At 68.3% G+C, this 24,928-nt stretch carries 25 protein-coding genes and 1 pseudogene; 14 read left to right on the top strand and 12 right to left on the bottom strand.

Annotated features, from left to right (window positions below; genetic code table 11):
• Nucleotides 1-30 precede the first annotated feature (30 nt).
• Nucleotides 31-492 carry a hypothetical protein gene (locus IPG50_17970; GenBank protein MBK6694070.1) on the bottom strand — a complete coding sequence of 154 codons (462 nt, stop codon included), beginning with the start codon at nt 490-492 and terminating at the stop codon, nt 31-33.
• Nucleotides 493-614: 122 nt separating this feature from the next.
• Between IPG50_17970 and IPG50_17965 the strand changes: the two genes are divergently transcribed.
• From IPG50_17965 to IPG50_17950, 4 genes are read left to right on the top strand one after another with little or no spacing between them, the layout of a single operon-like run.
• A complete protein-coding gene (locus IPG50_17965; GenBank protein ID MBK6694069.1) occupies nt 615-1,580 on the top strand; it encodes a hypothetical protein in 966 nt (321 codons plus the stop codon).
• The gene (locus IPG50_17960) at nt 1,577-2,845 is read left to right on the top strand and encodes a serine/threonine protein kinase (GenBank protein ID MBK6694068.1); all 1,269 of its coding nucleotides are present in this window, start codon (nt 1,577-1,579) and stop codon (nt 2,843-2,845) included. Before IPG50_17965 ends, IPG50_17960 begins: the two co-directional genes overlap by 4 nt.
• A 50-nt stretch (nt 2,846-2,895) precedes the next feature.
• A complete protein-coding gene (locus IPG50_17955; protein ID MBK6694067.1) occupies nt 2,896-3,984 on the top strand; it encodes a sigma 54-interacting transcriptional regulator in 1,089 nt (362 codons plus the stop codon).
• Nucleotides 3,942-4,232 carry a hypothetical protein gene (locus tag IPG50_17950; protein MBK6694066.1) on the top strand — a complete coding sequence of 97 codons (291 nt, stop codon included), beginning with the start codon at nt 3,942-3,944 and terminating at the stop codon, nt 4,230-4,232. Before IPG50_17955 ends, IPG50_17950 begins: the two co-directional genes overlap by 43 nt.
• A gap of 237 nt (nt 4,233-4,469) precedes the next feature.
• On the opposite strand, the gene IPG50_17945 is transcribed toward IPG50_17950, so the two are convergent.
• On the bottom strand, nt 4,470-6,050 hold the full coding sequence (locus IPG50_17945) for a serine/threonine protein kinase (GenBank protein MBK6694065.1): 1,581 nt from the start codon (nt 6,048-6,050) through the stop codon (nt 4,470-4,472).
• Nucleotides 6,051-6,071: 21 nt separating this feature from the next.
• Here IPG50_17945 and IPG50_17940 point away from each other — a divergent pair, with 21 nt between their 5' ends.
• The 5 genes from IPG50_17940 to IPG50_17920 all read left to right on the top strand — a co-directional run bounded on the left by IPG50_17940 (nt 6,072) and on the right by IPG50_17920 (nt 10,946).
• The gene (locus IPG50_17940) at nt 6,072-6,851 is read left to right on the top strand and encodes a hypothetical protein (GenBank protein ID MBK6694064.1); all 780 of its coding nucleotides are present in this window, start codon (nt 6,072-6,074) and stop codon (nt 6,849-6,851) included.
• Complete coding sequence (locus IPG50_17935; GenBank protein ID MBK6694063.1) at nt 6,851-7,714, top strand: hypothetical protein; 864 nt, start codon at nt 6,851-6,853, stop codon at nt 7,712-7,714. Before IPG50_17940 ends, IPG50_17935 begins: the two co-directional genes overlap by 1 nt.
• A gap of 161 nt (nt 7,715-7,875) precedes the next feature.
• Nucleotides 7,876-8,958 carry a sigma 54-interacting transcriptional regulator gene (locus IPG50_17930; GenBank protein MBK6694062.1) on the top strand — a complete coding sequence of 361 codons (1,083 nt, stop codon included), beginning with the start codon at nt 7,876-7,878 and terminating at the stop codon, nt 8,956-8,958.
• A gap of 5 nt (nt 8,959-8,963) precedes the next feature.
• Nucleotides 8,964-9,224: a hypothetical protein gene (locus IPG50_17925; protein ID MBK6694061.1), complete on the top strand. Its 261-nt coding sequence runs from the start codon at nt 8,964-8,966 to the stop codon at nt 9,222-9,224.
• Between the two features lie 114 nt (nt 9,225-9,338).
• Entirely contained in the window at nt 9,339-10,946 is a 1,608-nt protein-coding gene (locus IPG50_17920; GenBank protein ID MBK6694060.1) for a glycoside hydrolase family 16 protein, read from the top strand.
• A 123-nt stretch (nt 10,947-11,069) separates the two neighbouring features.
• On the opposite strand, the pseudogene IPG50_17915 reads toward IPG50_17920, so the two are convergent.
• A pseudogene (locus tag IPG50_17915) lies at nt 11,070-11,612 on the bottom strand (DUF4291 domain-containing protein).
• 71 nt (nt 11,613-11,683) lie between these two features.
• Here IPG50_17915 and IPG50_17910 point away from each other — a divergent pair.
• The gene (locus tag IPG50_17910; protein MBK6694059.1) at nt 11,684-12,238 is read left to right on the top strand and encodes an NADAR family protein; all 555 of its coding nucleotides are present in this window, start codon (nt 11,684-11,686) and stop codon (nt 12,236-12,238) included.
• A gap of 12 nt (nt 12,239-12,250) precedes the next feature.
• Here IPG50_17910 and IPG50_17905 read toward each other — a convergent pair whose 3' ends face one another.
• The 3 genes from IPG50_17905 to IPG50_17895 are packed head-to-tail and all read right to left on the bottom strand — an operon-like array spanning nt 12,251 to nt 15,178.
• Nucleotides 12,251-12,961, bottom strand: a complete 711-nt coding sequence (locus IPG50_17905; GenBank protein MBK6694058.1) for a hypothetical protein — start codon at nt 12,959-12,961, stop codon at nt 12,251-12,253.
• Complete coding sequence (locus IPG50_17900) at nt 12,951-13,727, bottom strand: hypothetical protein (GenBank protein MBK6694057.1); 777 nt, start codon at nt 13,725-13,727, stop codon at nt 12,951-12,953. Before IPG50_17900 ends, IPG50_17905 begins: the two co-directional genes overlap by 11 nt.
• Nucleotides 13,724-15,178: a hypothetical protein gene (locus tag IPG50_17895; protein ID MBK6694056.1), complete on the bottom strand. Its 1,455-nt coding sequence runs from the start codon at nt 15,176-15,178 to the stop codon at nt 13,724-13,726. The genes IPG50_17900 and IPG50_17895 overlap by 4 nt, the downstream gene beginning before the upstream one ends.
• 97 nt (nt 15,179-15,275) lie before the next feature.
• Between IPG50_17895 and IPG50_17890 the strand changes: the two genes are divergently transcribed.
• Both IPG50_17890 and IPG50_17885 read left to right on the top strand, forming a co-directional pair.
• A complete protein-coding gene (locus tag IPG50_17890; protein ID MBK6694055.1) occupies nt 15,276-15,638 on the top strand; it encodes a hypothetical protein in 363 nt (120 codons plus the stop codon).
• Nucleotides 15,635-16,219 carry a hypothetical protein gene (locus tag IPG50_17885; protein MBK6694054.1) on the top strand — a complete coding sequence of 195 codons (585 nt, stop codon included), beginning with the start codon at nt 15,635-15,637 and terminating at the stop codon, nt 16,217-16,219. The genes IPG50_17890 and IPG50_17885 overlap by 4 nt, the downstream gene beginning before the upstream one ends.
• 89 nt (nt 16,220-16,308) lie before the next feature.
• On the opposite strand, the gene IPG50_17880 is transcribed toward IPG50_17885, so the two are convergent.
• Nucleotides 16,309-17,928: a thiol-activated cytolysin family protein gene (locus tag IPG50_17880; GenBank protein ID MBK6694053.1), complete on the bottom strand. Its 1,620-nt coding sequence runs from the start codon at nt 17,926-17,928 to the stop codon at nt 16,309-16,311.
• Between the two features lie 320 nt (nt 17,929-18,248).
• Here IPG50_17880 and IPG50_17875 point away from each other — a divergent pair, with 320 nt between their 5' ends.
• Nucleotides 18,249-19,181, top strand: a complete 933-nt coding sequence (locus IPG50_17875) for a hypothetical protein (protein ID MBK6694052.1) — start codon at nt 18,249-18,251, stop codon at nt 19,179-19,181.
• Here IPG50_17875 and IPG50_17870 read toward each other — a convergent pair.
• From IPG50_17870 to IPG50_17860, 3 genes are read right to left on the bottom strand one after another with little or no spacing between them, the layout of a single operon-like run.
• Nucleotides 19,088-20,437, bottom strand: coding sequence for a DUF1552 domain-containing protein (locus IPG50_17870; GenBank protein MBK6694051.1), 1,350 nt, complete (start codon nt 20,435-20,437; stop codon nt 19,088-19,090). The two genes, IPG50_17875 and IPG50_17870, sit on opposite strands and share 94 nt — an antisense overlap.
• 29 nt (nt 20,438-20,466) lie before the next feature.
• Nucleotides 20,467-20,706 (bottom strand): DUF1585 domain-containing protein, encoded by a 240-nt coding sequence (locus IPG50_17865; protein ID MBK6694050.1) that lies wholly within the window; start codon nt 20,704-20,706, stop codon nt 20,467-20,469.
• Complete coding sequence (locus IPG50_17860; protein MBK6694049.1) at nt 20,646-22,139, bottom strand: DUF1592 domain-containing protein; 1,494 nt, start codon at nt 22,137-22,139, stop codon at nt 20,646-20,648. The genes IPG50_17865 and IPG50_17860 overlap by 61 nt, the downstream gene beginning before the upstream one ends.
• A 400-nt stretch (nt 22,140-22,539) precedes the next feature.
• Here IPG50_17860 and IPG50_17855 point away from each other — a divergent pair, with 400 nt between their 5' ends.
• Nucleotides 22,540-23,007 carry a hypothetical protein gene (locus IPG50_17855; GenBank protein ID MBK6694048.1) on the top strand — a complete coding sequence of 156 codons (468 nt, stop codon included), beginning with the start codon at nt 22,540-22,542 and terminating at the stop codon, nt 23,005-23,007.
• 226 nt (nt 23,008-23,233) lie between these two features.
• Here IPG50_17855 and IPG50_17850 read toward each other — a convergent pair whose 3' ends face one another.
• Together IPG50_17850 and IPG50_17845 are read right to left on the bottom strand one after the other, a co-directional pair.
• Nucleotides 23,234-24,001: a hypothetical protein gene (locus IPG50_17850; protein MBK6694047.1), complete on the bottom strand. Its 768-nt coding sequence runs from the start codon at nt 23,999-24,001 to the stop codon at nt 23,234-23,236.
• Nucleotides 24,002-24,189: 188 nt separating this feature from the next.
• The gene (locus IPG50_17845) at nt 24,190-24,870 is read right to left on the bottom strand and encodes a DUF2461 domain-containing protein (protein MBK6694046.1); all 681 of its coding nucleotides are present in this window, start codon (nt 24,868-24,870) and stop codon (nt 24,190-24,192) included.
• Nucleotides 24,871-24,928: the final 58 nt, after the last annotated feature.

The raw sequence follows: 24,928 nt of genomic DNA, 5'->3' as shown, positions 1-24,928 counted from the left end.
CTGCGCCTCGCGGCGCTCGTTGCGTCGGCGTTACGGGCTGCAGCGGGTGCTGACGCCGCCGTCGGGCGTCGCTTGCGACAGGCATACGCCCGCGGCGGGTAGCGCGGGGCACGGCGTCGGGTCGCAACTAGCCAAGCAGCCGGCGTCGCGAAACGCCGCCGCCGCCGCCCGAAATTCGTTGGTCGCCGCTCCTCCAGCGACGGCGACGAAATGGCCGCATCCGCAGCCGTCGGTCTCCTTGGCGAGGCAGTGTCCCGAGGCCAGCGTGCAACTCCGCGCGCGGTCGAGCGCGATCGACTGCTTCGCGGCAAGCTCGCCGCACGAAGGGCCCCCCTCGGTGACGTTCGCGTCGAGGGCCGCGGCGTCGGTCGTCACGTCGGCCACCGAGGCATCGGCCGGCGCGGCAGCGTCGTACGCGCGCAGCGCCCAGTCGTATCCGCAGCCGGCCGCGAGAACGGCGCCGAAGCCGAAGGGCACGAAGAAGCAGCGCACGGCGCGTGACTCTACCTCATGGGCGTTGGCGTCGGGGCGCTCGCGAGCCGGCGCACAGGAATTGGTGGGCTCGCTCGCGGCGGGGCCCTACCGGCGCGCGCGTCGGCTACTCTTCGCGGAGGATGTCGACTCGGTTGAGGGCCGCGGCGCGCGTACTTTCCGTCGCAGCGCCTCTTCTTGTGGCGGCCCCCGGCGCGCGAGCGGCGGAGGCCGTCGACGCTGCCGCGGAGGCGCGGACCTGCTACGAGCGCGGCCTTCGCGCGCACGCAGCGCGTGAGTTTGCGCTCGCGGCGCGAGAGTTTGCGCGCGCCGATGCGTGGGTGCCTTCCAACGCAGCCATCGAGGCAGCGCTCGAAGCGGCGCGGCAAGCCGGTGATCCGGTCCTCGCCATGGAGCTCGTTGATCGGGCGCACGGTCGGCAGCTCGATGGTGCAGCGCGGGCCGCTGCGGCGCGCGCCGAGGCGGCCTTCGCTTCAAGCGTGGCTCGGTACCTCATCCCCTGCGACAAGGCCCTCGCGTGCCATGCTTTCGTCGACGGCGTTGAGGTGCCGAGGCCGCGCGAGGCGGTGTTGGTGACGCCTGGCAACCATCGGGTGCGCGTGGTGGTCGGCGAGCGAAGCCGTGAAGTGGAGCTCGAGGCGAAGGCGCAGAGCGTCGTGGCGGTGCCGGCCCCGGAAGGCGACGACCGACCTGTCGGGCCGCCGAGGGTTGAGTTGCGCCCCGAACAAGGCCCGGGTTTTTGGTCCGACCCCAACCACGTGGTGGCCACCGTCACCTTCGGGGCGGCCATGGCCGCGGGGGCCTTCGCGTTGGTCTCGTACCTGGATCTGCGCGACACGCGCGCGCGCTTCGAACGTGGCGCTTGCGGTGCCGGTGCCGCGTCGAACGCGCTGCCGGCCGGTGATTGCCCGCGCTTGGCCGACGACGGGAAGACCGCGCAGCTCATGACGCAGGTCTCCTTGGCGGCGACGGGCGTGTTCGTTGCGACGGGTCTCACCTTCCTCGTGTGGAGTCCCCTCCCGGTGCGGGCTCGCCTGGCGGCGCGTGGTCACGGCGGCCTCGTGATGCTCGAAGGAACACTGCCGTGAAGGGCGCCGTGAAGGGGGCCGTCAAGCTCGCCTCCGGCGGCCACGCGACCGTGTGGCTCGCCAAGGACCGCGAGGGCAATCGGGTCGCGCGAAAGTGTCCGCACCCGCACCTCTTAGAGGATCCCGACGTGCGCTTCGCGCTGCATCGCGAGGCGGAGATCGCGATGCGCCTGCATCATCGCAATGTGGTGCAGCTCCGGGGCGTCGAGCTCGTCGATGACGCGCCTGTGTTGGTGCTCGACTACGTCGAAGGCGCCAACCTCGCCGAGCTCGTGCGCGACTGGCGAAGGAGCGACCGTCCGGCGACGGCGCGCGCCGTCGTCCGTATCATCCTCGACGGCGCCGCCGGACTCCATGCGCTCCACGAGCTGCGCGACGAACGGGGCGATCCGCTTGCCCTCGTTCACCGCGACGTGTCCCCGCAAAACGTCTTGGTCGGCGTAGACGGCGTGGCACGCATCTCGGACTTCGGCCTCGCGAAATGCCTCGCGACCGATCGCGCGACGACGGAGGGGGTGCTCAAAGGTAAGGCCGGGTACTTGGCGCCGGAGTACGTGCGTGGTGAGGCCGGCGATCGCCGGCAAGATGTCTTTTCGCTGGCCGTCGTGGCGTGGGAGGCGCTCGCTCAGGAGCGGCTCTTTCGCGGCGACAACGACGCGCAGACGCTCGAACGAATTCTGACGCTGCCGATCCCGTCGCTGGCCACGGCGCGGCCCGAACTCAACGCTGCGCCCCTCGACGCGGTGCTGGCCCGCGCCCTCGCGCGTCACCCCGGCGACCGATTCGCGACGGCGGAGGAATTCGCGGAGGCGCTCTCAACGGCCGCGAAGTCGGTGGGCCTGCTAGGGACCGAGGATGATGTGAGGGGCTGCTTCACGGCGGAGCGCCGAGCGCTCCTCGAGGCGCACGCGAGGGCGCTGGCGCTGCCGACGCGGGGGCCACCGCGCCGTCGCGTCGTCGTCGCGCTTTCGCTGGCGGCTATCGTCGCCGCTGGGGCTGGGGTGAGCTTCCGAGCGTATCGCTCGACGCGGGTATCGCCTGCGTCCGCTCCCGTCTCTCGGTCCGCGGCCGCGCCGCCAAGGGCGCAGGAGAGCACCCCCGGTGAGGCGCCAGCGCTCGCGCCCGCGGCTTCGGCTCAAGGCGAACCGCAAACTCGAGACGTGGCACCTTCGCCGTCCGTCGACGCGCCGAAGCGAAGCGCTGGTCCGAGGGCTCGGCCCGTGTCGAGCTCCGCGCCGCTTCGGCCTCGGCAAAACCCGTACTGAGGAGCCGGTCGCTCGTCGCGTTCGAAAAGCGAGGTAGTCTCTCGGTCGCCGTGAGCGAAAACGACGAAGACGGATTCCCCGACGATGCCACGACCAAGTTGGTGAAGCCAAAGGGCCGCGCCGAGCCGTTTGTGCTCGTGGTCGTCGACGGACCATCGAGGGGAAAAAGGGCGCCGCTAACGAAGGGAACGGCCAAGGTCGGCTCGTCGTCGATCTGCGAGCTCGCGGTCGACGACCGGGCCGTGTCCCGGATCCACTACGAGGTGACAGCCACGTCGCGCGGTTTGTCGCTTCGTGATCTCGGCAGTACCAATGGCACGTTCGTAGCGGGCCTCGGCGTCTCGCTCGCCACGATCCCGCCGGGAGCGCTCATCCTAGCGGGAGGCACCACGGTGCGCGTCGAAGGGTCGGGCGACGGCTTCGCGCTGCCGGGAGTATCGACGGGTGAGGCCTTCGGCGGACTCTTCGGCAAGAGCGTCGCGATGCGGCAGGTCTTTGCGATCCTCGAGCGCGCGGCGCCGAGCGACGCGACGGTGCTCTTGCGAGGAGAGACCGGCACAGGGAAGGAGGTCGCCGCGCGCGCCATCCACGACGCGTCACCCCGGGCCCGCGGACCGTTCGTCGCCGTCGACTGCGGCGCCATTCCCGAGGCCCTCTTCGAGAGCGAGCTCTTCGGTCACGCTCGCGGCCCGCTCACCGGCGCCTCGTGCGATCGCGCGGGCGGCTGTGAAGAAGCGCACCAAGGGACGCTCTTCCTCGACGAGATCGGCGAGCTCCCCTGTCGCTCCAGGCCAAGCTCCTCCGCGCGCTCGAGACGCGGACGATCCGTCGCGTCGGCACCAACGTCGAGCGCTCCGTCGACGTCCGCGTCGTCGCGGCCACGCATCGGCCGCTGGAGCAGGCGGTCAATGGCGGTACCTTTCGCGAAGATCTCTACTACCGCCTCGCGGTCGTCGAGGTTCTGCTGCCGCCTTTGCGCGAACGTCCCGCCGACATCGCGGAGCTCGCGGACCGCTTCCACAAAGCGCGCGGCGGGCGAGGCCCGCTGCCGCCCGAGTTCTTGGCGTCGCTCGCGCGGCGATCGTTCCCCGGCAACGTGCGCGAGCTCAAACACACCGTCGAACGCGCCCTCTTGCTAGGCAACCTCTCGACCGAGACCGAGCCTGCACCGGCGCCAGCGCTCCGAAGCATGGAGGACCTTGAGGCCTTGCGGTTGCCGCTGAAGGAAGCGCGCGACGCGTGGACCGAGCAGTTCGAGCTCCTCTACGTCAAAGGGATCTTGGAGCGAACCGGCGGCAACGTGACGCACGCCGCCGAGTTGGCGGGTGTTAATCGGCGCTTCCTCCAACGCATGATGGCGCGCCTCGGCGTCCGCGGCCCCGAGTGACGCGCCGCTTCGTCGCTGCCGAAGCCCCCCCCCCCCCCCCCCCCCCCCCCCCCCCCCCCGCATCTCGCACGGGAAGCAACGCGGCGTACGAAGACTTCGGCTACGGGGGCGATTGCACCATGACAGCGGTCGTCGAGACGAAGGCCCTCGATGCAAGCTCGAGTGAGGCGGCCCTCAAGGTGCGTTGCAAGGGCGAAGGCTTCCAGGAGGATCGGTACCGCTGCACGGCGGAGTGAGTCACAACGGAATGACCGCAAAGCCCGTCGCGCTCGCTTTGGGTGCAGGCGTTGGCTTGGGCGGCGACCGCCTGGGGCGATTCGCGGGCCCTGCGGATTTGCCCTCCGCCGAGGGGGGCTTCGCCGCGGCATCGCGTGGATAGGTTTCGGTCGAGGTCGAGGTGACTAGGGTCCTGACGGACCCGTCGACTTGCCTTTCCTCCGTCCCTTCGGGACTCCGTCCAGTAATGTTCGGGGTCGGGGTCGGGGTCGGGGTCGCGGTCGCGGTCGCGGTCGCGGTCGAGGTCGCGGTCGAGGTGACTAGGGTCCTAGCGGACCCGTCGACATGCCTTTCCTCCGTCCCTTCGGGACTCCGTCCAGTAATGTTCGAGGTCGAGGTCGAGCGAACGAAGGCGGCGGCCCCCGCCGCCACCAGCGTCGCCACCGCGAGCCCGACGTAGGCCCACAGGCGCGGGCGCGCCTTGTTCCTGGCGGCCGCGGGGCCCGTGGTCTGTTCGCGCGGATCGGTCACCACGCGCGTGTCGAAGTCGCCCTCGATGACCGGCACCTCCACGGTCTCGTCGACGTCGGCGGGCGGTACCGACGCGAGCGGACCGGTGCCGCGGGCCGCGCCCACCATGGCAGCCTTCTCCGCGATGCGGTCGCCAAAGACGCGCCGCATGAGAGCGGCGAGCGCTGCGTCGGGCTCTGCCTCGCGAGGTCGCACGAGGGCCAGCAGATCGCGCCGCATCTCGGCGGCGGTCTCGTAGCGATCCTCGCGCTTCTTCTCGAGAGCGCGAAGCACGATGCGCTCCAGCTCGGGGAGGTAGCCGGCCTCGAGCGACGACGGTGGCGGAATCGGCAACTCGCAGATGGCCTTCACCGTGTCGAGACGCGTCGCCCGACGGAAGAGGCGGCGCCCCGTCGTCAACTCGAAGAGCACGACGCCCAGCGCGAAGATGTCGGCGCGCCGATCGAGCGGCTCTTCGCGCCACTGCTCCGGGGGCATGTACTCGAACTTGCCCTTCAGCTGGCCTGCCTCGGTGCGCACGATGCGGTCACCGGCGAGGGCGATGCCGAAGTCGAGGACCTTCACATCGCCGCCGTAGCCTACAAACAGGTTTTGCGGCGACACATCGCGGTGGACAACGTTCTGCCGCTCTCCGCTTGGCGTCGCCAGCTCATGAGCGGCGTGCAGTCCCGCGCAGGCCTCGGCCACGATGTACGCCGCGAGCGCTGGCGGAAGCCGCTCCTTTTGCACGGTCAACCGACGAAGCAGACCTCCGGCGCTCTCTCCCTCCAGGTACTCCATGACGAGGAAGAGGTCGCCGTTCTCGTACCCAAGCTCGTGCACATGAACGACGTTGGCGTGCCGGATTTGGGCCACGACCCTCGCTTCGTCGAGAAACATGTCGACGAACTTCTGCTTGCCCGCCAAGTGGGGAAGGATCCGCTTGATGACGACGAGCCGCTCGAAGCCGCTTGGGCCGCGCAATCGGCCGAGGAGCACCTCGGCCATGCCCCCCGCGCCGAGGGCGCCGATGATCTCGTAGCGGCCCACCTGTTCGGGCCCCGCGCTGGACGTCACGCCGACGGGCCGCATAGGATCTCTCGAAGCTAGCGAATGGCCCTCCTCCCCTCAAGTCGTTGGCTCCTCCTGCCGCTCCTGGCGGCCACTCTCTCGGTGGCGCCCGATGCCTGGGCAGCCTCTGACGAGCCTCCCGCTTCCGCCGAGGCCATCGATCGCGCCAAAGCGCTCAACGCGTCGGCTGTCGCGGCCTATCTGGCGGGGCGCTTCACAGACGCGGTCGCCCAGCTTCGTGAGGCGATTCGCTTCGCGCCCTCTGAGCCGATCCTTCATCTGAACGTTGGCAAGGCATACGAGGCGCTCCGTGACAGGCGCGAGGCGGTGGCAGCCTATGAGCGCTATCTCGCGCTGGCCCCGGCCGCGAAGGAGCGAGTCGTCCTTGAAGCGCGCATCGTGTCCATGCGGCGTGAGCTAACGGAGGTGGCGGAACGCGAAGAGCGGCGGCTCGCCGAGGAGCGGGCGCGGATGGAAGCGGAGCGCCGAGCGAAAGAGACGCCGGCGAAGGCGAGCGTGAGTCCGTGGCCTTTCGTGGTCGTCGGCGTTGGCGCCGCCGGGCTTGGTGCTGGCGTGATCAGCGGCGTGCTCGCCACGGGCAAACACGACGATGCCACAGCCTCGCCGGTTGGTATCGATGCGAGGCAGAAGCAAGACTCGGCCGAGAGCCTCGCGCTTGGGGCCAACGTTGCGTTGGCAGTCGGCGGGGCGTTGCTCGCCGCAGGCGTCGCCTGGGTGTGGCTGGACGCTCGCGCGCGCAGCCGAGACACAGCGTCTATCGGGGTTGGCCCGGGCGGGGTCCTGTTGCGGCAGGGTTTCTGATGCGCCCGCGCTTCGCGACGTTGCTCCTCGTGCCGGCCGCGTGCGTCATCGCGGAGCTCGACTACACGAACAAGGCGTGTCCTTGCCCCGAGGGGTATCAGTGCGTGGAGTCGCGTTGCGCGCGCGGCGCCGGCAGCGGCGATGGTGGTCCTGACGGCGCAAGCGGCGATGCGGCCGCCGGTGACACGTCGTCGGGCGACGTCGGTGACGCCACGCCCGCCGGGCCACCGTTTTGCGACACCGTCGACGCCGGTCTCTGCGTCGACTTCGGCCGCGCGGGGGATCTCGTCTCCTTCTCTCCGTCGACCTCAGCCGGCGGCACTCTCGATCTAGCGACCGACGAATGGACCTCGCCGCCGAGCGCGCTCGTGGCACGCGTCGCGAGCGTGGCCGCGGGAGACGTCGGCTTTGCCGTCGTCGTCCGCAATTTCACTGGAGTCACCAAGCGCTTTGCCATGGCCTTCGACGCCAAGCTCGTCATGACGCAGGTGGGCGCGTTGGGGCGCTTTGCGACCGTGTCGTTCGACACCGACTACGCGATCGGCCTCGTGCCCAGCTTGGGAACCATCGGCTTGGAGGAGACGGGGCCGAAGGACGCGGCCGCGCCGCCGAACCACGCGTCCCACGCGCTCGATTGGAATGGGCGTTTCGTTCATCTCGAGCTGGAGCTCGCGCGCTCAACGGGCAGTCAGTTCGTGGCGACCCTCAAGGTCGACGGCGTGGCCGTCGATGCCGCCGTGCCGCTCGCACCAAATTTCGCCTTGGGGAAGACCGCCACGATGGTGATCGGTTGGGGGTATGTGCCGGGCCCCTCGGCGCCCGTCGCGGGGTTCGTGGACAACCTCGTCGTGACCCTCGAGTAAGCGCCGCCAACACGGGCGGGCCTTGCCATGGTCGCGGCAAAAACCTCGACAAAAGCGGCCGATGTTGGCTCCTGCCGGTCACCCATACACCCCCTGTCTCGCGGTACGGGTCGAGCCTCGCGCGATACGCGGCGTCCCGTCCTGATAACCTCAGCGTCGCGATGCCTCTCCGCGAGCCCACCGATGGCGACGAATCGCCGACCAACATCGTCGACAAGGAGGAGTCTCCGGAGGCGGGGCAGAAGGCGCACCTCGTTGGGCTCTGGGGCGGGGCGCAGGGCGGCTCTCTGTTCTTCGAGCTGCCGGAGACGGGAACGCTTTTCGTAGGTCGTAGCCCTGGCACCGCCGAGGTGCGCCTCGACCACGATTCGGTTTCGCGAAGGCATGCGCGCCTTCACGTGAATCACGGCGACGTGCGCATCGAAGATCTGCGCAGCGCCAACGGCACTTGGCTCGCCGGTCAGCGCCTTCCGAGTGACGTGCCGGTACCGATGCCCGTCGGGGTGCCCGTCGAGGTCGGGACCGCCGTGCTCCTCCTCGTCCGGTCCGGCTCGGCGCCGCTCGTTCGCGTCGGTCAGCCGCTCGCGCTGCGCGACCCGCAGATGATCCGCGTGAGCGGCGTTGTCGACGTCGTGGCCAAGAGCAAACTCAGCGTCCTTCTTATCGGCGACACGGGCGTCGGCAAGGAACGCCTGGCGGCTCAGCTTCATGAGGCATCGCGGCGCGCGTCGGGACCGTTCATCAAGGTCAACTGCGCCGCTCTCGTCGAGTCGCTCCTCGAAGCGGAGCTCTTCGGGCACGAGCGCGGCGCCTTCACGGGCGCGTCGCAAGCCAAGGCTGGACTCGTCGAGGCGGCCCACGGTGGCACGCTGTTCTTGGACGAGGTCGGCGACATGCCGCTCTCGACGCAGGCGAAGGTGCTTCGCTTCCTCGAGTCGGGCGAGGTCACGCGCGTAGGAAGCGTGACGCCGCGCATCGTTGACGTGCGCATCGTGGCCGCCACCAACGTGGACCTTCGCGCCCTCGTCGAGGAGGGCCGCTTCCGTCGCGATCTTTACTTCCGCCTCGACGGCGCCACGATCTTCGTGCCTCCTCTTCGCGATCGTCCCGGCGACGTAGCGCCACTCGCGCAATCGTTCGCCGACGAGGCTTGTGTCGAGGCAGGGCGTGCGCCGGTGCGGCTCACCGATGACGCGCTCGCGCGCTTGCGACGCACGATTGGCCGGGCAACGTGCGCGAGCTGAGGAACGTGATCGCCCGCAGCGTCCTTTTCTGTCCCGAGGGCACGCTCTCCGGTGCCGATCTCCGGTTCGACAGCGTTTCGGGAAAGAACGTCTCGTCGCGTCCGCTCAGCGCCGCCGACGAAGCCGAGCGGCGCCGCATCGTCGATGTGCTCGATCGGTCGGCCCACAACCAGACGCGGGCGGCGAAGCTTCTGGGCATCTCGCGGCGCACGCTGCTCAGTCGCTTGGACGCCCTCGGCATGCCGCGCCCCCGCAAGGACCAATAGCGCAACGGGTCCGAGCGCTTGCGCAATTGGCGAACGGGTCGCCGTTTTTTGCGTAGCCAAATCATGTGGTTGCGGCATGTGGCTCAGGGCACACCGGTTGCGATAGCGGTGGCCATGCGTACCGCCATCTCCTCCGCCCTGTTCGCAGCACTCCTGTCCCTCGCCGCATGCGAGACCACCCCAACGGAAGCCGACGGGACCACCGAAGGCGAGCTGCGGCGCCGCGCGTTTAGCGTGTCGAGCACCGCGTCCGACAAGACGACCGTCGCTCCCGGCGACGTCCTCGTGCTGACGACGACGTTCACACCGCAGCGCCGCTTCACCGCGGACGTTGTCCTAAGCCACACGTTGGGTTTCGGCCCCGACGTGGTGACTCGGGAGACGATGACCGCAAACGCGCTGCAGCGCGGCCAAGAGGTCGTCGTCAAGCAAACGCTGCGTGTGCCCCTCGGTGCCCCAGAAGGCGCCTACCGTATCGGAACAAGCGCGACGAGCGTCGATGGTTCGCTCTCCTATCACTCCAACGAGGAAGCCTTGTCCATCACCGTAAGCAAGTCGGCGGCGCCGGCCGCGACGAGCGGCATCTCCGCGGCGAGCGTCTCACCGGCAAGCGTCGCAGCAGGCGGCACCGTGACGGCGAAGGCGAGCATTGCGCTTCCCGGTGGCGGCGAGAACCTGCACGTCCTCATGCAGCTCGTCGACGAGGCGTACAACGTCGTCGACAAGTACGTCGTCTCGAGCCAGGCGTTTGTCTCGGGACAGGCGGCCGTCTACAGCCACGACTTCGCGCTGCCCGCGTCGCTTTCCGCGGCAACCTACTACTTGTCGATCGGCGTCTTCAGTCCCGATTGGTCGAACGCCGTCGCCTATCTCGACCGCGGCGCGTCCTTCACTGTCGCGAGCGGCAGCGGGGCACCGGCGACGCCGCCTTCACCAACGGGCGTTCCCGCGCCGACCTATCCGCCGACGGGGCCCCGCACGCTCGCCTTCCGCGAGGAGTTCGACACGGACCTCAGGCAGTGGAGCGATCGCGAGCCTTGGCAGAATCCACCGGGGGCCGACGCTTACGGAGGCGCGTCGTGGTTTTCGATCCCGGCCGGCCCGTTGTCACAAGTCTCGGGCGGCAATTTGACCCTCGCGGCCCGCGCCTGCGCGAATCCGAAGGGCTTCCCCATGTGCGGTGCCGAGGTCTCCACGCGCGGCAAATACCAATCGTTCGTTCATGGGCACGTGGAGGCGCGCGTGAAGGTCGACGACAACGCTCACGGCTTCCCCGGCGTGTGGCTCCTCGGCAACGGCACGGGCGACTTGGCCTGGCCCAAGACGGGCGAGATCGACATCTTCGAGTTCGTGAACAACGGCCGCGACGAAGGGATTCCGTTCTTCACAGTCCACTGGTCTTGCCCGCAAGACCCGTGGGGGCACTGCCAGAAGTCCTACGAGTGGCCCGCGCGCCTCACGAACTTCGCCGCCGGCTTCCACGTCTGGAGCTTCACGCGCACCGCCGATTGGCTCGAATCCAAGATCGACGGCGTCGTCTCGTCGCGCATCACCCGCGCCGACCTCGCCGCCATCGGCGGAAACTACGACGTGATCTTCAACGAGCCGATGCACCTGCGCGTGGACCTCGCGAGCGGCGGCCCGTGGGCTGGCGACGCGAACCGCGCACCGGCGCCGGGCGATCTCGTCGTCGACTACATCCGCGTGTGGAGCGCGCCCTGAGCGGGCGCGGCGAAGCCCTTGTGCGGGACCTTCCGCTAGCCGCTGGCGCCGAGGTGGGCGACCAGCGGAGCGGGCAGGGGATAGACGCTCGCGCGGCAACTCGAGCGCGTCGAGGGGAGCGCCGCGCTGGCTCGCCACGAAGTCGGAGACATCGGTGATCGAGACGATGAACTCGTCGGTCATGCGTGTGAGGGCCGCGTCGCGGATGCCGAGCTGAATGGCGCGGCGTTCGAGCGGCGCGCCGCCGGGGCTGTGATCGGGATCCCACTGGAGGCGCACGGAGGACCGGCGCACGGCGGCTTGCCAGTCGGCTTCCGTGGCGTAGGCGTCGGGCGCGTACGACGAAGCAATGGCCTCGGCGAGGAGCCACTCGAAGCCGGCGCGCGTCAGCCGGATGGCGAGCGTCACCTCCTGGTCGGGCTTCTGACCCCAACCGGAGCGATACATCATCCAGAGGAAGTTCGGCTTGATCCACGTCATGCGCGCAAACGAGAAGGCGCCACCGAAGCGGCCATTCTGGGCGGCAAAGTGACCGATCTCGGGCCGGTACGCTTGGTAGACGACGATCGTGTCGTCGTCGAACTGCGCGAGGATGTGGCGGCCGCTTCTTGGCCAGACGAGCGCTTGGGTCTCGTAGCGCTCGAAGAGGAGTGTGTTCTTGTTCATCGGGTCGATAGACGCTGCGCTAAAGCTTTTATTCTAGTTGCATATAAGCTTGCATGCGCTACGCATATTTGATGGAGCTTCCGAAAGACATCGAAGCGCTGCGGGCCCGGGTGCGGCAAGGGGAGTCGTTCAAATATTTCCCCTTCTACGGCCACACGCGAAGCGTAGGCCGAGTCACGGCCAGTTGCTTGAGCCAGTGGTACGAAGCGGAGTTCCGCGTCGGGGAAGATCGCTACGCCACGGCGGAGCACTACATGATGGCGGAGAAGGCGCGCCTCTTCGGCGACGAGCGCGCCCTTGGTGAGATCCTCGCGGCCGCGACGCCAGCCGAAGCGAAGCGGCTTGGGCGCACGGTGCGAGGTTTCGACGCCAGCCGCTGGGCCGAGCGTCGATCTGCCGTCGTCATCTTGGGCAACGTCCAGAAGTTCTCCCAGCACGCCGAGCTTCGCGCCTTCCTGCTCGGCTGTGGCTCCGTGGTCTTCGTCGAAGCGAGCCCCCGCGATCGCATTTGGGGCATCGGCCTCGGGCGAGCGAATCCCGCCGCGGCTGATCCCTTCTCGTGGCGCGGCTTGAACCTCTTGGGGTTCGCCCTCTCTGCCGTAGCCGAGCAGCTCGCCTCGCCGTAGCGCTGCGGCGTGCTACCGAATCTCCAGATCGCATTTTGCGCCTTGCGCGATCCGCACTTGCCGGAGCACCTGTCCGCTGGTCGGATCGACGAAGCGCAAGACGCCATTGTCGAGCAGATTGAGCGGCACCGGCACGCCGACGGAGCCCACGTTCACGAGCGGCGTGAAGCTGCAGGGCGGCGTCGGCGGCGACCACTGATCGCGAAAGACCTCGACGCCGCCCGGTCTACGGTTCACGACGCGCACGTTGACGAGGAGACCGCCGAAGGTGGCGCACGACGTGCCCGCGTCGGCGGAGGCGGTGAGGTCGGTGGCGGTGGCGCAGTCCTCCGCAAAGGTCGGGGCCGCGTCGACCGTTCCGTCGGGGGCCGACGCGTCGGGCGGCGGAGGACCTTTCACGCCCCGCGTGGCCACGGCTTCGAAGCGTTGACCTCCACCTCCGTACGCCACGGCGCGCGGCACCTCGGCGCTCTTCGCCACGAAGACGTAGAGGTCGTTGCGGTCGTCGCGGGGGTTGACCACGTCGGCGAGCTTCTCGCTGCCTTGGTAGAGCTCGACGAGCCCGATGTGCGAGGTGGAGAACGTCAATTGCATCGGCGCGCCGGCTACCGGCGGCAGCGGGGCCACCGTGAAGGCGAAGTGCGCGTCGGTGCCAGTCTCAGGCGTGCACGCAGCAAAGGTGATGACGGCCACGGCGAGCGCGGAAGCGAGTCTACTTCGCAAGAGGCACCTCCCCGTCGGGTGCGGGGCGGACTCGCCCCGGATCGGCGCCGAGCGGCTCGAAGGCGGTGCGCATCCGCGCGTCGATGCAACAGCGGAAGCCGAGGAGCGGATGCTTGAAGGCCGGCTCCGGCGCCGGCTGGGCGACCAGGTAACCGCCGATGGCACGGCCGCCCGCGATGGCGCCGAGGACGAAGGCCTGCGTCTCGTCGACGTAGCGGTCGTCCTTGAGCGGCGCGCTGGCGAAGTAGGCGACAGAGCGCGTCGACTCGGGGAAGGGTGGTTTTCCCGTGTTGCCGGCGATGACCATGTCGTAGGGATTGACCGCCGTGAGGCGATTCGCGACCACCGTCTCGCCGTTGTTCTTCGGTACGGCGTCGATGGCGGTCTCGTCGAAGAGAATTCGATTTTGCGATTCGCCGCCCGTCGGAGCAATGAGCTTGAGCACGTCGTAGTTGCAGACGAACTTTCCCGCGCGCCCGCAGGCTTCGTTGGCCTCCTTGAACGTGACGTTCGTCCAGGGGTACACGCCGGGGCGACTCACGGCGTAGGACTCGTCGACGCCGGCCGACGTGTCCGTGGCATCGACGCGCGCCGCCGCGTGGATGTCGACGCACCAACGGATCTCTTCGTCGACGCGACCGCGAAGCGCCACCATGGCCATTCCCGTCGATGCGTCGCCGCAGTCGGAGGGCGGATCCTCTGAGCACGCGGCGAGCGTCGCTGCGAACAAGAAGCTCATCGAAACGGCGGACGTGAAGGCCCTCATTGGAACCTCAAGCGATAGTCGAGGGAGATGCCTCGGTTGTCGACGCCCGTGCCGAAGTTGTTCTCGTAGCGAAGGAGCTGACCGCCGAGTAGGAGCCCGCCCCAGCGTGAGAAGTCGATGGGGAGCTCGAGCTCGGCCTTGAGCCGTTGCCATGTGTAGCTGTCGCCGGCGCGCAAGTCGTCGAAGCCCACGAGCGCGACGAAGGCCGAGTCGCGCGGGTTCAAGGTCGGGAACGTGATGCTCGGGTAAGTGCCGCGCTCGAACTTGAAATGGAAGCCGCCAAGAGACAGCGGGAACCTGAAGTCCACCTCGGCGGCGATCTCGTAGCCACCGGCGCTGACGAGCGCGATGGACTGGTTGAGCGGATTGGCGAGCATGTAGCGGACGTCGGTGTCGGAGCCGACGTCGCGCGAGACGATCCAATCGTGGAAGAAGCTCGGGCCCGCGCGCACGAAGGCGTTGTGTTGGGTCCAATAGCTGTCTTTGCGGCCGCCGCTCAGGAGGCGAATCAGGTCGAGCCCGACCTGCGCGTCGACCTTGAAGAACTGGTTCGAGACCGAGAGAAAGTCCGTTCGCGTGATCGACGTCTGCTGCAACGTGACGTGCCCGTAGGCCATGAGCCCGACGCGAGGGTGGATGTACGTGTAGCCAACGTCGTAGCCGAGGTTGTTGCCGACGATGCTGCCCTGAGGCTTTCGGTGCAACGTGCCGGTGAGCGCAGATTTTTTCTCGTAGTCGAGGGCGTAGGCTGACAGATCCAGGTGATGCACGCTCGGGCCCGTCATTTCCGGCGCCGGCTTTCCGAGGAACGGAGCGAGCGCCAGGCCGACGGCAGAGCCCGGCACGATGAGGTAGCTGCACAGCGGCCCGAAGTAGAGCGCGTGCGGCCCATTGAGGTTGCCGTGGTTCATGCTGAAACACATCGGCAGTCCAAGCATCGCGGCGCCGACGGCGGCGGTGTTCGGAGGGCCGCGCTTCAGGCCCGCGGCTTCCACGAGCGACTGCGCGTCCTTCACGGAGCCGATGAGCTTCTGGCCATCTTTGGGGGCCAGGAGGCCTCGCAACGTGTCGGAGGCGCGCCGGCCGCTGCCCGCGAGCTTCTCGATCTTCTCGGGCGTGAAATTCTCCGGCACCAGCGAGCCCGGACCCACCGCCGGTATGGGCTTGGGCTCGCGACCGTCGATGGTCTTGATCCGCGGCCAGTCGACGGCCTCGCGGACCCCGTCGGGGCGTTCGACGATGGCGTAGCGGCCCGGCACCTCAGAGACGACGCGGCCTGGGATCCGCGCGCCGTCGACGGTCTCGATGCCGCCGCCCGCGGGGGCCGGCGCGACGGGGCTACCGCCGACAGGAGGTGCCGCCGGCGCTTGCGCCGATGCGGCGGCGCCCCAGAGCAGGCACGCCATCATCGCCGCGAGACCTCGGCCCTTGAACCGAAAGGACGACCTCACCGGCGGTCCATGAGAGCCGGCGCCGACGGAGTCCTCAACTACCCAAACATGCGATCCGGCGTGCCGGCCAGGCCGGCGAAGATCGGCGAGGCGCAGCATGGTCCCCAAGCTTCCCATCCTCGGTCTGCTCATGGCTTCCCCGCTGCTCCTCGCGACAGCCGCTTGCGTTGGCCCCCCGGAGTCCGGCAAAGGTGGGCCCAGCAAGATGCCGGAGCGGACCACGCTCACATGTCCCGCGCTGAGCGGTGACCTTTCCGGCCTCCTCGGCGTCGATCCCGCGATCGCGGCGCGCGTGGCGCGGGTTGTGCGCCTCACCGACGAGATCAAGGCCACCGTCGACGCCCTCGATCGCGAGACGCGCGGCGCCTGCATGACGCTCGCTCGCGATCTCAGCCCCCAGCCGGTCAGCGCCGCGCGCATCCGTGTCAGGTCGCCGAGGAGCGGTTCGTCGCCTTCGTGAAATCGTTGCCACAGGGCGCGTCCTTCGAGCTCTCTGTTCGCGGCGTCCAGTGCGGCGCTCCGAAGGGTCTCCTCGAACAATGCGCCGGCGAGTGCCTCACGGGCACAAGCGGCGTCACGAGCGCTCTTGCCTGCGGCGCGACGTCGGGCGCGAGCTGCAGCGGCGCGCTGAGCTTTCCCAACGCGTCCGGCGCATGCGCCACGCAGTGTGCCACGCGAGCCTTGCGGCTCTCCACCTGCGCCGCCGACGTCGACATCGCACTCTCGCCGGGCGCCGAGCACCTGGCGCCGGTCGTCGCCGCGCTCCGCCGCGACTTGCCCAAGATCGTCGGTCTCGGCGTCGACCTTGCGCCGCGCGCCGCCGGGCTCGCCAAGGACACGCTGACGCTCGTCGACGAGCTCGCCAGCTCCATCGACGCGCTCTCCGCCGGGAGTGCGCCCACCGAGCGGCGCGTCGTCAGCGCAGCGGCGCTCGCGACGTGTGCCGCGCCCCAGCTCGCCGAGGTGGTTCGCGCCGGCGCGAGCCTCGAGACTTCGTTGGATCGAACCGTCTCGCTCCACCGCGTGCTCACGAAGCGGTGACGCGCGAGGCGCCAAAACAAAAGCGCCGAAGCGCCCGTCTCGCTCGAGAGGGGCGCTTCGCGTTCATGGTCTCCCTGGGTCTGCCGCGATCAGGGCTTCCAGCCGGCTGAGATGGAGTTCGTGTTGTCGCTCCAGCTCTGGTTCTTGTCGGCGGTGCACCAGCTGTCGGAGTTGAAGCCCTGGTTGCCGTCGTAGACCCAGTTGCCGTCGCTGCAAACGAGCGTGATGTTGCCCCACAGGATGCGGTTGCACTTGTAGTTGCCGTAGCCGTAGTAGTTGCCGTCGGGAAACGCGACGCGCGCGCCGTGGCTCGCCGCGCCCACGTTGAAGTTGACGTACGCGCCATTGCCGGCCGTCTTCTTCACGGTGCCCGCGGGGCACGCGTCGCAGCTCGTGCCGTTGCCGCCGCAGACGCCGCACTTGTCGGCGACCTTGCCGGACCCGAGCACGCCATCGCAGCCGGTCGTCATGGGCGTGCAGTTCTTGGCCGTGTATTCGGTGGTGAGGGCGAGGCGAACCTGCGACGCGTCGGTGAGGTGACGAATCGTGTACGAGATCGGGACGCCTGGGTTCTGCGTGCTGAAGTTGGCACCGCTCGTCAGGAACGTGGCGATCTTTTCGAACTGGCTGCCGCCGGTGACGGCGCCGATGGCCATCTCGGCGTTGCCGCCGAGCCCGTAGGCCTTGACCGTCGATTCGTTGATGAGCTTCTTCCAAGAGGCCGAGGCCGCCGCGTCGGCGCTGACTGACGGACCGCTGTACGAGCCCTTCACGGCAGCCTCGAGGGAGAGCTGCGACGCCGACGACTCGAACAAGATGTAGAAGATGCGCCCGTAGGTCACGCCCGAGACGTAGACCGGCGGGTTGCCGGCGGCCGCGTAAGGCTCGAGGTCCTTTGAGGTCACGTCTGGCGCGAAGACGCCGGCGGCGCCCTGCGGCGGGTCGAACGCCATGGTGAAGTACTCCTGCGAAAACTGGATGAGGAAGCGGCTCTTCTCGTCGCTCTTGTCGACGGAGAGCGCCGCGGACGCGCTCCAGTTGGTGCCCTTCACGTTGGCGTCGACGGCTACCGCGAGCTGCTCCGACGAATAGATGGACTGGAAGCTGTAGGAGAATTTGGCCGGTGTGGCGCCGGTGTAGCTTGCAAGTATTTCGTTCTGCGCCTGCATGGCCGCCGAGAGCGACGGCTCCTCCATCTTCTTGAAGAACGGTCCGCCGCCGCCGGAGGCGAGCGTGAGCGTGATGGTGCCGGGGGCGCGTTTCACTGGGATCGGGTCGAGGATGCCGCCGGCCATCGACTTGCCTTGCACCAGCGAGCCGGGCCAAAGCACGTCGGCGTTGGGGTTGAGCGCCACGAACTTCTCGGGGACCTTCGTCAGGCTGTAGTCGGTGTACGTGCAGCTGTAGGTCGTGCCGCCTTCGCCGGGCACCTGCAGCGTCTCCGACGGACCCTTCGCGATCGGGTCCGGATCGGCGGTCTTGTCGGTCGTCAGATGCCCGGCGCCGGCGACGAGCGAGTTGATGCCGTCACGGTTCGGCGCCTGTGAAGTCACGCCGGGACCTTGGGGTCCGAGACCTTCCGGCGTCGTGGACCCTCCGCTTGCCACGACGCCATCCGCCGGACCGGCGCTCGTCGGCGCGTCGAGCGACGGGCTCTCGCCTCCGCATGCGATCACCAGGGCCAGGGTCGACAGTGCCGCGAGCTTCATGCAGGTCCTCATCTCGATCTTCCTTCCGCCGCGCGGTGTTGCGCGTGGTGGGTTGATTGCGAGAGCGGTGCCAACGGACGCGTCGCTGATCTGTCGAGAAAATGCCCGTGTTTCGTCGCGCGCGCTCGCGATACACCCGCCCGAGGACGATACAGTCGAGCGAGACAGGGGTGATACACCGCGCCTGCGCTGCTCTCCCGCGAACAGTCATTTGCGAGTTGGCATCGACAAACGCCGCTCGCGGCGGGGAAGGGCGCTAGTCGGAACTCCGTAGGTCGATGGCACATACGCCTCCGCGGCGTGAAACAGGAGCCCCTCTCATGGAAAAGCGTCACGCCACCGTTGTAGCCACCTTCAGCGCCCTCACCGTCCTCGGGCTCGCCGCCATCGGCTGCGGCAAGAGTGAAGGCACCTCCACCGGCACCGCCACGGTAACGGGCGCTGCGACTGGCGGCAGCGCCTGCGCCGATCGGCTCACGAGCCTCAACAAGAAGGGCGACGCCGACAAAAAGGTCTACCAGACCGCCTGCGACGCGCTCTCGGAGAAGGCGCGCACGTGCATCGGCGACGCGAAGTCGGAGAAGGACCTTGATGCCTGCGTCACCGACAAGGCCGACAAGGAGAAGCTGTTCGCCGTCATTCTCGGCGCCGCGATGGAGCAGTCGGCCAAGAAGGCCGCGGGCCCCGCCGCCGCCACGAAGCTCGAGAAGATCGGCGTCGCGCTCGACGTTCCTGGCGAGATCAGCGTCAGCGACGGCATCGACAAGAACTCGCAGATGATCCTCGGCGCGTCGGTCGGCGGTCTGAACGTCGGCGAAGCCGGCCGCTCGGTCCCCAAGACGCTCGCCGCTGCCAAGAGCGAGGCGAAGATGTTCAAGCCGAAGAACGTCAAGGGCGAGACGGAAGCGAATGGCTACTGGCTCACCCTTCGAGAACACCGGCAGCCTCGGCACCAACTACTGGGTCCGGACGCGCCGCGAGTTCGGCAAGAAGGCCTACGAATGCTCCGCCAGCGTCGACACGCAAGAGAAGGCCGATGCGGCCCTCGCAGCCTGCAAGACGCTCCGTCTGCAGTAAGGCGCAGTCGGAAGAAAGTCGGGACGCAAGCCCGGGCGCCGCAAGGCGTTCGGGCTCCGTCGATCGATGCGTGGTCGGTCGCTCAGAGGCCCGGAATTGCGCCCGGTGCGTGCGGTCCGAACGACGAGGTCGGGACGCCGGCCATGTTGAGCATGCTGACGAAGGTGTTCCCGTAGGGAGCGCCGTTCGCGTTCACCGTGCGACCCGTTGTGAGCTTGCCGCCGGCGCGCCCCGCGAGGATCGCGAAGTTGTTGTTCTGCCACGCCTGCTCGGCCCCCACGTTGTCGTGGGCGCTCGTCTTGTGTTCGCTCGTGAAGAAGATGAGCGAGTTGTCGAGCACCGAGCCGGCGCCCTCCGGGGCCGCCTTGAGCAGCTTGAGGAAGAACGCGAACTGCTCGCACTGATCGACCACCATCTTGGTGATCTTGGCTTCGCCCGCCGCGCTCGTGTCGTGGGAAATTCCGTGGTGACCCACCTCGTTGTCCGGGGGCGGGCCGGCGCCGCCGACGCCGATCCAGGGGTATTCACGCTGATCGGTCCTCGTGGCCAACGCCATGGAGCCGTAGCGGGTGAGATCGCACTGAAGCGCCAGCGACAAGATCGACAGGAGGGCTTGGGCGCGCTCGTTCGACAGCTCTGGCAGCGCGGCCGACGGGGTACCCGGCTTTTGGCAGCCGGGCGTCTGGGCCGGCGAGGGTCCCTGAGCTAGCACGTTGATCTGCTGCTGAAGCTCGGCGATGGCCGTCAGGTGCTGGTCGAGTCGGGCACGGTCCGACTGGCCCAACCGAGCCTGCAGCCGCTTCGTGTCGGCGCGCACGTAGTCGAGGATGTTCTTCCGATAGTCGGGCAGCGCCGGCGCAGGCGTTGGCGAACCTCCGGCGGCGGACGGCGTGAACGAGCCGAAGATGCGCTGAAAGAGGCGAACGGGATCATTCTCGTAGGGCACCGGGGTCGAGCGTGCACTCCACGAGATGTTGTTGAAGCGAGCCCGTTTGTCCTTCTCACCACCGATGCGCAGTACCAGTGAGCGATACGCGGTTGTTCCGCCGAGCGCCTGCGCCGCAGCTTGATCAACGGTTGGACCGCCGGCGCCGACGGGGGCGCGACCGTAACCGGTGGCAAAGGTACAGTGTCCTTGTGCATGGGCGTCCCCCTCCTCGCCGCTGGTGTCGTCCTGGAGCTGCCCGAGACGACTGAGCCCCGTGAGCAAGCACATCTCGTTCTTGTAGGGAGCGAGGGGCCCGGTGTTCACGATGTTCATGAAGTTTCCGAGCGGGTTCAGGTTGCCCCATCCCATGGGAAAGAAGAACGTGAAGAGGCGCACGGGAGGCGGCGTCGGCGCGGCGAGCGCCGTTCCGTGCAAGAGGCCGCGGCTGTCGAGCATCGCGTCGAGCATGGGCAGCGCGATGCCCGCGCCGAGGCCACGCAACATGGCACGTCGATTCAGTCGGAACGTCGACATCACTGGCCTCCCGCGGGTGTGGTCTTGAAGGTTCGGAACGCCTCGCTCGAAACGAAAGCGACTAGCATCGAGCGAAAGTCGAGGTTGTTCTTCCGGAAGGCTTCGTCTTGGGCCGCGACGAGCGGCGCGTCGGTTGGGGCGATGCTCCGGCCCATGGCGAAGCGCACGACGTTCTGAATCACGCAGGCGGAGACCTTCGGTGACTCGCGAAGCCGCGTCGCGAGCTCCTCGGGCCCCACGAAGCCCGGGTTCGGGAAACCTTCGAGGCTTCCTGTCCGCTGAGGGGACGGCCCAGCCAATCGGCGGTCCGGTACGCGCCGACGGTGTCGTAGCGCTCAAAACCAAAACCGACCGGGTCCATCGCGTTGTGACAACCGGCACAGGCTGGGTTCGTACGGTGCTGCTCCAGCTTCTCGCGGACGCTCGTCGGCGTGGCCTCGTTGATGGGCGCAACCCCCGGTGGCGGCGGCGGCGGATGTTCGCACGTGAACACGTCACGAATGAACTTGCCGCGAAGGATCGGCGAGAGCGTCTCGCTCTGCGAGTACGCCGTCAGAAGGCTCGCGTGCGTCAGCACTCCGGCGCGGGGATCGGTGGCGCTGAAGTTGACCTTCGAGAAACCGTTGCCGCTGGGGGCGGGCAGGCCGTAGTGCGCCGCGAGCTCGCTGTTCACAAACGAGTACTTCGCCGTCAAGAGATCGAGGAACGCCGTGCCGTCTCGGAAGGTGAAGTCCTCCAACAAGAGCCGCGTCTCTTCGGCCATGGAGGTCTTCAGCGTCGCGGTCCACTTCGGAAAGTACGTCGCGCTTCGGGAGACGCTCCCCAGGCGGCCGAGCCCGAGCCACTGCTGTTGAAAGTTCGAAACGGCCTTCTTGGCGCGCGCGTCACCGAGCATGGCTCGCGCGGACTTCTCGACCCCGGCGGAAGTGTCGAGCTCGCTCTTGCCGGCCGCGTCGAGCAGCGCGTCATCGGGCGCGCTGCCCCAGAGGAAGTAGGAGAGTCGCGAGGCGACTTCGTAGCCGGTAAGCCGCGAGCGGCCGGGCTTGTCGGCGAGCGGTTCACCGACCTCGACGCGATAGAGAAAGTTGCTCGACTGAAGAAGCCCTTCGAGCAGAAGCTGCGCCGGCGCGTCTTGGTCTGGATCACTCGCGGCCGCGTTCGCGAGCGCGAGCAGGTCGGTCCGCTCTTCGGTGGTCAGCGGTCGTCGAAAGACGCGGCGACCAAGGGTCGTGAGAATGGAGTCGAGGCAGCTCGCCCGCGTCGCGCCGCGAGGCTCACACCCGAGGATCTTCGCGCGACGCGTTGGCGACGTGAGCACCCCCTTGGCGACTTGCGTCGCGAGGTTCGCGTAGGCCTCCACGAGTGGACCGCTCGCGGGGAGCGCGAGCACGTTGTTGTCGTAGCCGTCGAGCGCGCTCTCCGGCGGGAACTCCTTGGAGAGATCGGCGGTCTCGCCAAAGACATCGGCGACCGTCTGCTGGTACTCGCGCGCGTTGAGGCGACGAAGGTAGACCGACGTCGGGTCGATGTCGGTCGCGCTCGCGGCCGCCGCTGCGCCTGCGGCACCCCCGCCCCCGGCACCGGGCTGCTCGTCGTCGCCGCCGATGACGCCGGTGCAGGCGGCGCCGGCCGCGACGAGCAACGTGAGCGAGAGCAGTCCGTTCGGTCCCATGCGGAGCACCTCGACGGGGGCTCTCGCACGCCCTATGCCGTCCTCCACCCGCCGCGAAAGCCGGGGGACCACCCGTTCGGATACCAGCCTGACGAGAAACTTTCCGCTCCGGGTGGCCGTGTGAAGACGACGCGCCACAGGGTCATGCGGCCTCGCGTCGACGGCCGCCCGCCACGCACCGAAACGCCCAAGCGCGCCCAAGAGAATCACTTAGGACTCCCGTTCGGAGCGGTGGGCCGATCGGTCGGATATAGTCGCGACGTGAACGCAGACGATGCCACCACGAGCCATAGCCCCTGGACGTCCGTGACTTCGCTTCGCGCCGCGAACGGCGCCGAAGCCTGCGCCGCCTTCGACGAGACGGAGCCGACGCACGCAAGCACGCTGCTCGCGCTCTCTCATGACGAACGACTTCAGCTGCTCGCGTCGCTGGCGGGCGAGGTCCGTCAGCGTTTTGTTGAGCAGCTCGGACCCTGGCGAGCTTGGCCCAAGGCGGGGCGCAAAAGACGCCATCACGCTCCTCGATGCGCTGGTCGACGGCCCGCAAGAACCCGAGGTCCATGCGCTCGCCCTCTGGACGGTCATCGACGCCAACACGCACCTCGGCGTCGACGAAGCGCGCGCGCGCCGCTACCTGGCGAGAGCGGCGCCTCATCTGGCGGCGTCGCAAGAGGTTCGCCTCAACGCCATTGCCGCGCTGATCGAGCTGGGCGATCACGAGGCCGCGCTCGGGGTGGTGCGCTCGGCGGCGAAGGCTGAGGCGCCGGGTATCGGGGCGCTCGTGCACGCGTTCCAAACGCTCAAGGTGTTCGAGCCCATTCGCGGCGACGAGCGCTTCATCGCCGCAGCGTTTCTCGCCGAGCCCTAGCGGCGAAGGTTTCTGAACGTCGCGAACCCGGCGCCGGGCCTTGAGCGGCGCGCCGCGTCAGGGCTTGCCAAGCTCCTTGGTCCAATGATCAACGGCAGCCTCTATTGGTACGCGGTCGTTGTTGCCCCGTTGTGGCGGGCCCGCTACGCGATCGAGCCGCACGCGAATCTCGCGGTAGCCGGGCAGCTCGCGAATGTTGACGTCGTGGGAAATGATCCAGTGCGTGTCAGGGCTCTGGCCGTAGGGCGCGCCAAAGCCGTCGCGCAGCTTTGAAGCCGGCACGCGCACGCGAATGAGGACCAACTCGTCCGCTCCGGCTGCCGCCGCCCCTGGGATTGATGCCGTAGGCGATCGCGTCGCCGGGGCTCGTGCTGCCCATCTGACCGCCGTTTTCGTTTCGAAACGTTCCTTGCACCGGTTCACCGCGCCTCACCTGGATGCCTCGGTAGAGCGTCACGTGCGGCTCCGAGTTGACGGGCGGATGGCACGTCGAACATCCCTTGTCTCGTCGTCCTCGCGACGAACGGGGGCTCCGCGCCCATGGCACCATGCCACCAAGGCCCATCGCGAGGAGCTGACCGAATGCATCTCCGCCGCGGCCGTTTAGGGCCGCTTGGCCTGCGCGCTGCGCCAACGCCTCGCCGCGCTCCGTGAGGTACTTCGACGCGTTCGCGAGGATGGCCTCTCGCTGTTGGCTCGGCGTCAGATCGTCGAAGCTCGGTGCTCCCGCGCTCTGGCCGCCCAGCTCGCGAAGGTACTCGCGCACGTCGCCCGGCTCGAACTCTCCCGTGTCGCTCAGGTGCGGTGGCCACATCGCCTTCTTGTCGATCTCGAGCATCAAGAGCTCGTTCTCGAGGCGCTGCGCGCCAGCCTCATCACCGAAGCCCAGGAGTCGATCCATCTCACCGCGGAGACGCGCCGCCTCGGCTTCGAAGGCGCGGAGCACAGGCCCCCGCATCGCATCCCAACGCGGATCGCCGGGGAGGGGTGCCATCGCCGGATTCGCCATGTCGGAGGCGAATTGCACCGCGCGTGCCTTCCGCGGAGATGCCCCGAGGCCACGCAAGACCCGGAGTTCTCGGCCGTGCTCGCGGCCAGCATCGCTGCGACAAGTTGCCGGACTTGTTCGTCGCCGACCTACGATCGACGAGAGCATGGCGCCTGCCTCTGCGTCGCTGGCCGTCACGCTGTCGCGAACGCGAGCCACTCCACGAGCGGCGCCGCCGTCTTCGCGTGGCCCGCGAGCCAGGGCACGAGCTTGCGCGAGACCAAGAGCTCCTTGGGCAACGAGGGAAACGTCACCGTGAGTCCCTTTCGCTTCAGGTGCTCGGCGCGCGGGTGCTCGGGGTCGTAGCCCTTGGGCACGCGCTTGGTGAGCTCGCGGGAGTCGACCTTGAACTTCTTCTTCTCGAGCATCGCGAGGAGGCGGACGAGCTCTTTGCCGCGCTTGTCGTCGGCGACGGCCTCGCGAAACCGCGTGAGCGCCGGGCCATCCATCATGTAGTGACCGGCGGCGGCAAAACACTCGGGCAGGCCGGCGTGGAGGTACAGCGCGATGGGCACCTCGGTAGCCTTGGCCGTCCGTTGCAGCGGGAGGAACCCGCCGACGTGCGTCTTGTAGGGCGACTTGTCCTTCGAGAATCGAACGTCGCGGAAGATGCGAAAGACCTTGGGAGCGCCGAGGTCGGTGTGTGGAAAGGCGCCGTCCACGAGATCCCTAAGCTCGTCCAAGAGCGCCTTCATGGGGGCGTTCCATCCTTCTTCGAACTCGGTCTTGTGCGCCTGAAACCACGCGCGGTCTTGATGCTTGGCGAGGGCACGAAAGAACTTGGCGTTCGTGTCCGCAAACCCAGAGAACGTCATCGCGTGAGGGTACGCCGGGCGCCAGCACGCCGTCCGCGATTGGCGGCCATCCATTTGC

It is taken from the genome of Myxococcales bacterium, assembly GCA_016703425.1.
GTDB lineage: Bacteria > Myxococcota_A > Polyangia > Polyangiales > Polyangiaceae > JADJCA01.
This window is presented reverse-complemented; position numbering and strand designations above follow the sequence as displayed.

Bases quoted from the DNA above. Each gene is read 5' to 3' on its own strand.
- IPG50_17965 (MBK6694069.1), top strand. From the start codon at position 615: ATGTCGACTCGGTTGAGGGCCGCGGCGCGCGTACTTTCCGTCGCAGCG.
- IPG50_17945 (MBK6694065.1), bottom strand. From the start codon at position 6,050: ATGCGGCCCGTCGGCGTGACGTCCAGCGCGGGGCCCGAACAGGTGGGC.
- IPG50_17940 (MBK6694064.1), top strand. From the start codon at position 6,072: ATGGCCCTCCTCCCCTCAAGTCGTTGGCTCCTCCTGCCGCTCCTGGCG.
- IPG50_17935 (MBK6694063.1), top strand. From the start codon at position 6,851: ATGCGCCCGCGCTTCGCGACGTTGCTCCTCGTGCCGGCCGCGTGCGTC.
- IPG50_17930 (MBK6694062.1), top strand. From the start codon at position 7,876: ATGCCTCTCCGCGAGCCCACCGATGGCGACGAATCGCCGACCAACATC.
- IPG50_17920 (MBK6694060.1), top strand. From the start codon at position 9,339: ATGCGTACCGCCATCTCCTCCGCCCTGTTCGCAGCACTCCTGTCCCTC.
- IPG50_17910 (MBK6694059.1), top strand. From the start codon at position 11,684: ATGGAGCTTCCGAAAGACATCGAAGCGCTGCGGGCCCGGGTGCGGCAA.
- IPG50_17900 (MBK6694057.1), bottom strand. From the start codon at position 13,727: ATGAGGGCCTTCACGTCCGCCGTTTCGATGAGCTTCTTGTTCGCAGCG.
- IPG50_17890 (MBK6694055.1), top strand. From the start codon at position 15,276: ATGGTCCCCAAGCTTCCCATCCTCGGTCTGCTCATGGCTTCCCCGCTG.
- IPG50_17880 (MBK6694053.1), bottom strand. From the start codon at position 17,928: ATGAAGCTCGCGGCACTGTCGACCCTGGCCCTGGTGATCGCATGCGGA.
- IPG50_17875 (MBK6694052.1), top strand. From the start codon at position 18,249: ATGGAAAAGCGTCACGCCACCGTTGTAGCCACCTTCAGCGCCCTCACC.
- IPG50_17870 (MBK6694051.1), bottom strand. From the start codon at position 20,437: ATGTTGCGTGGCCTCGGCGCGGGCATCGCGCTGCCCATGCTCGACGCG.
- IPG50_17860 (MBK6694049.1), bottom strand. From the start codon at position 22,139: ATGGGACCGAACGGACTGCTCTCGCTCACGTTGCTCGTCGCGGCCGGC.
- IPG50_17855 (MBK6694048.1), top strand. From the start codon at position 22,540: ATGACGAACGACTTCAGCTGCTCGCGTCGCTGGCGGGCGAGGTCCGTC.
- IPG50_17850 (MBK6694047.1), bottom strand. From the start codon at position 24,001: ATGGCACCCCTCCCCGGCGATCCGCGTTGGGATGCGATGCGGGGGCCT.
- IPG50_17845 (MBK6694046.1), bottom strand. From the start codon at position 24,870: ATGACGTTCTCTGGGTTTGCGGACACGAACGCCAAGTTCTTTCGTGCC.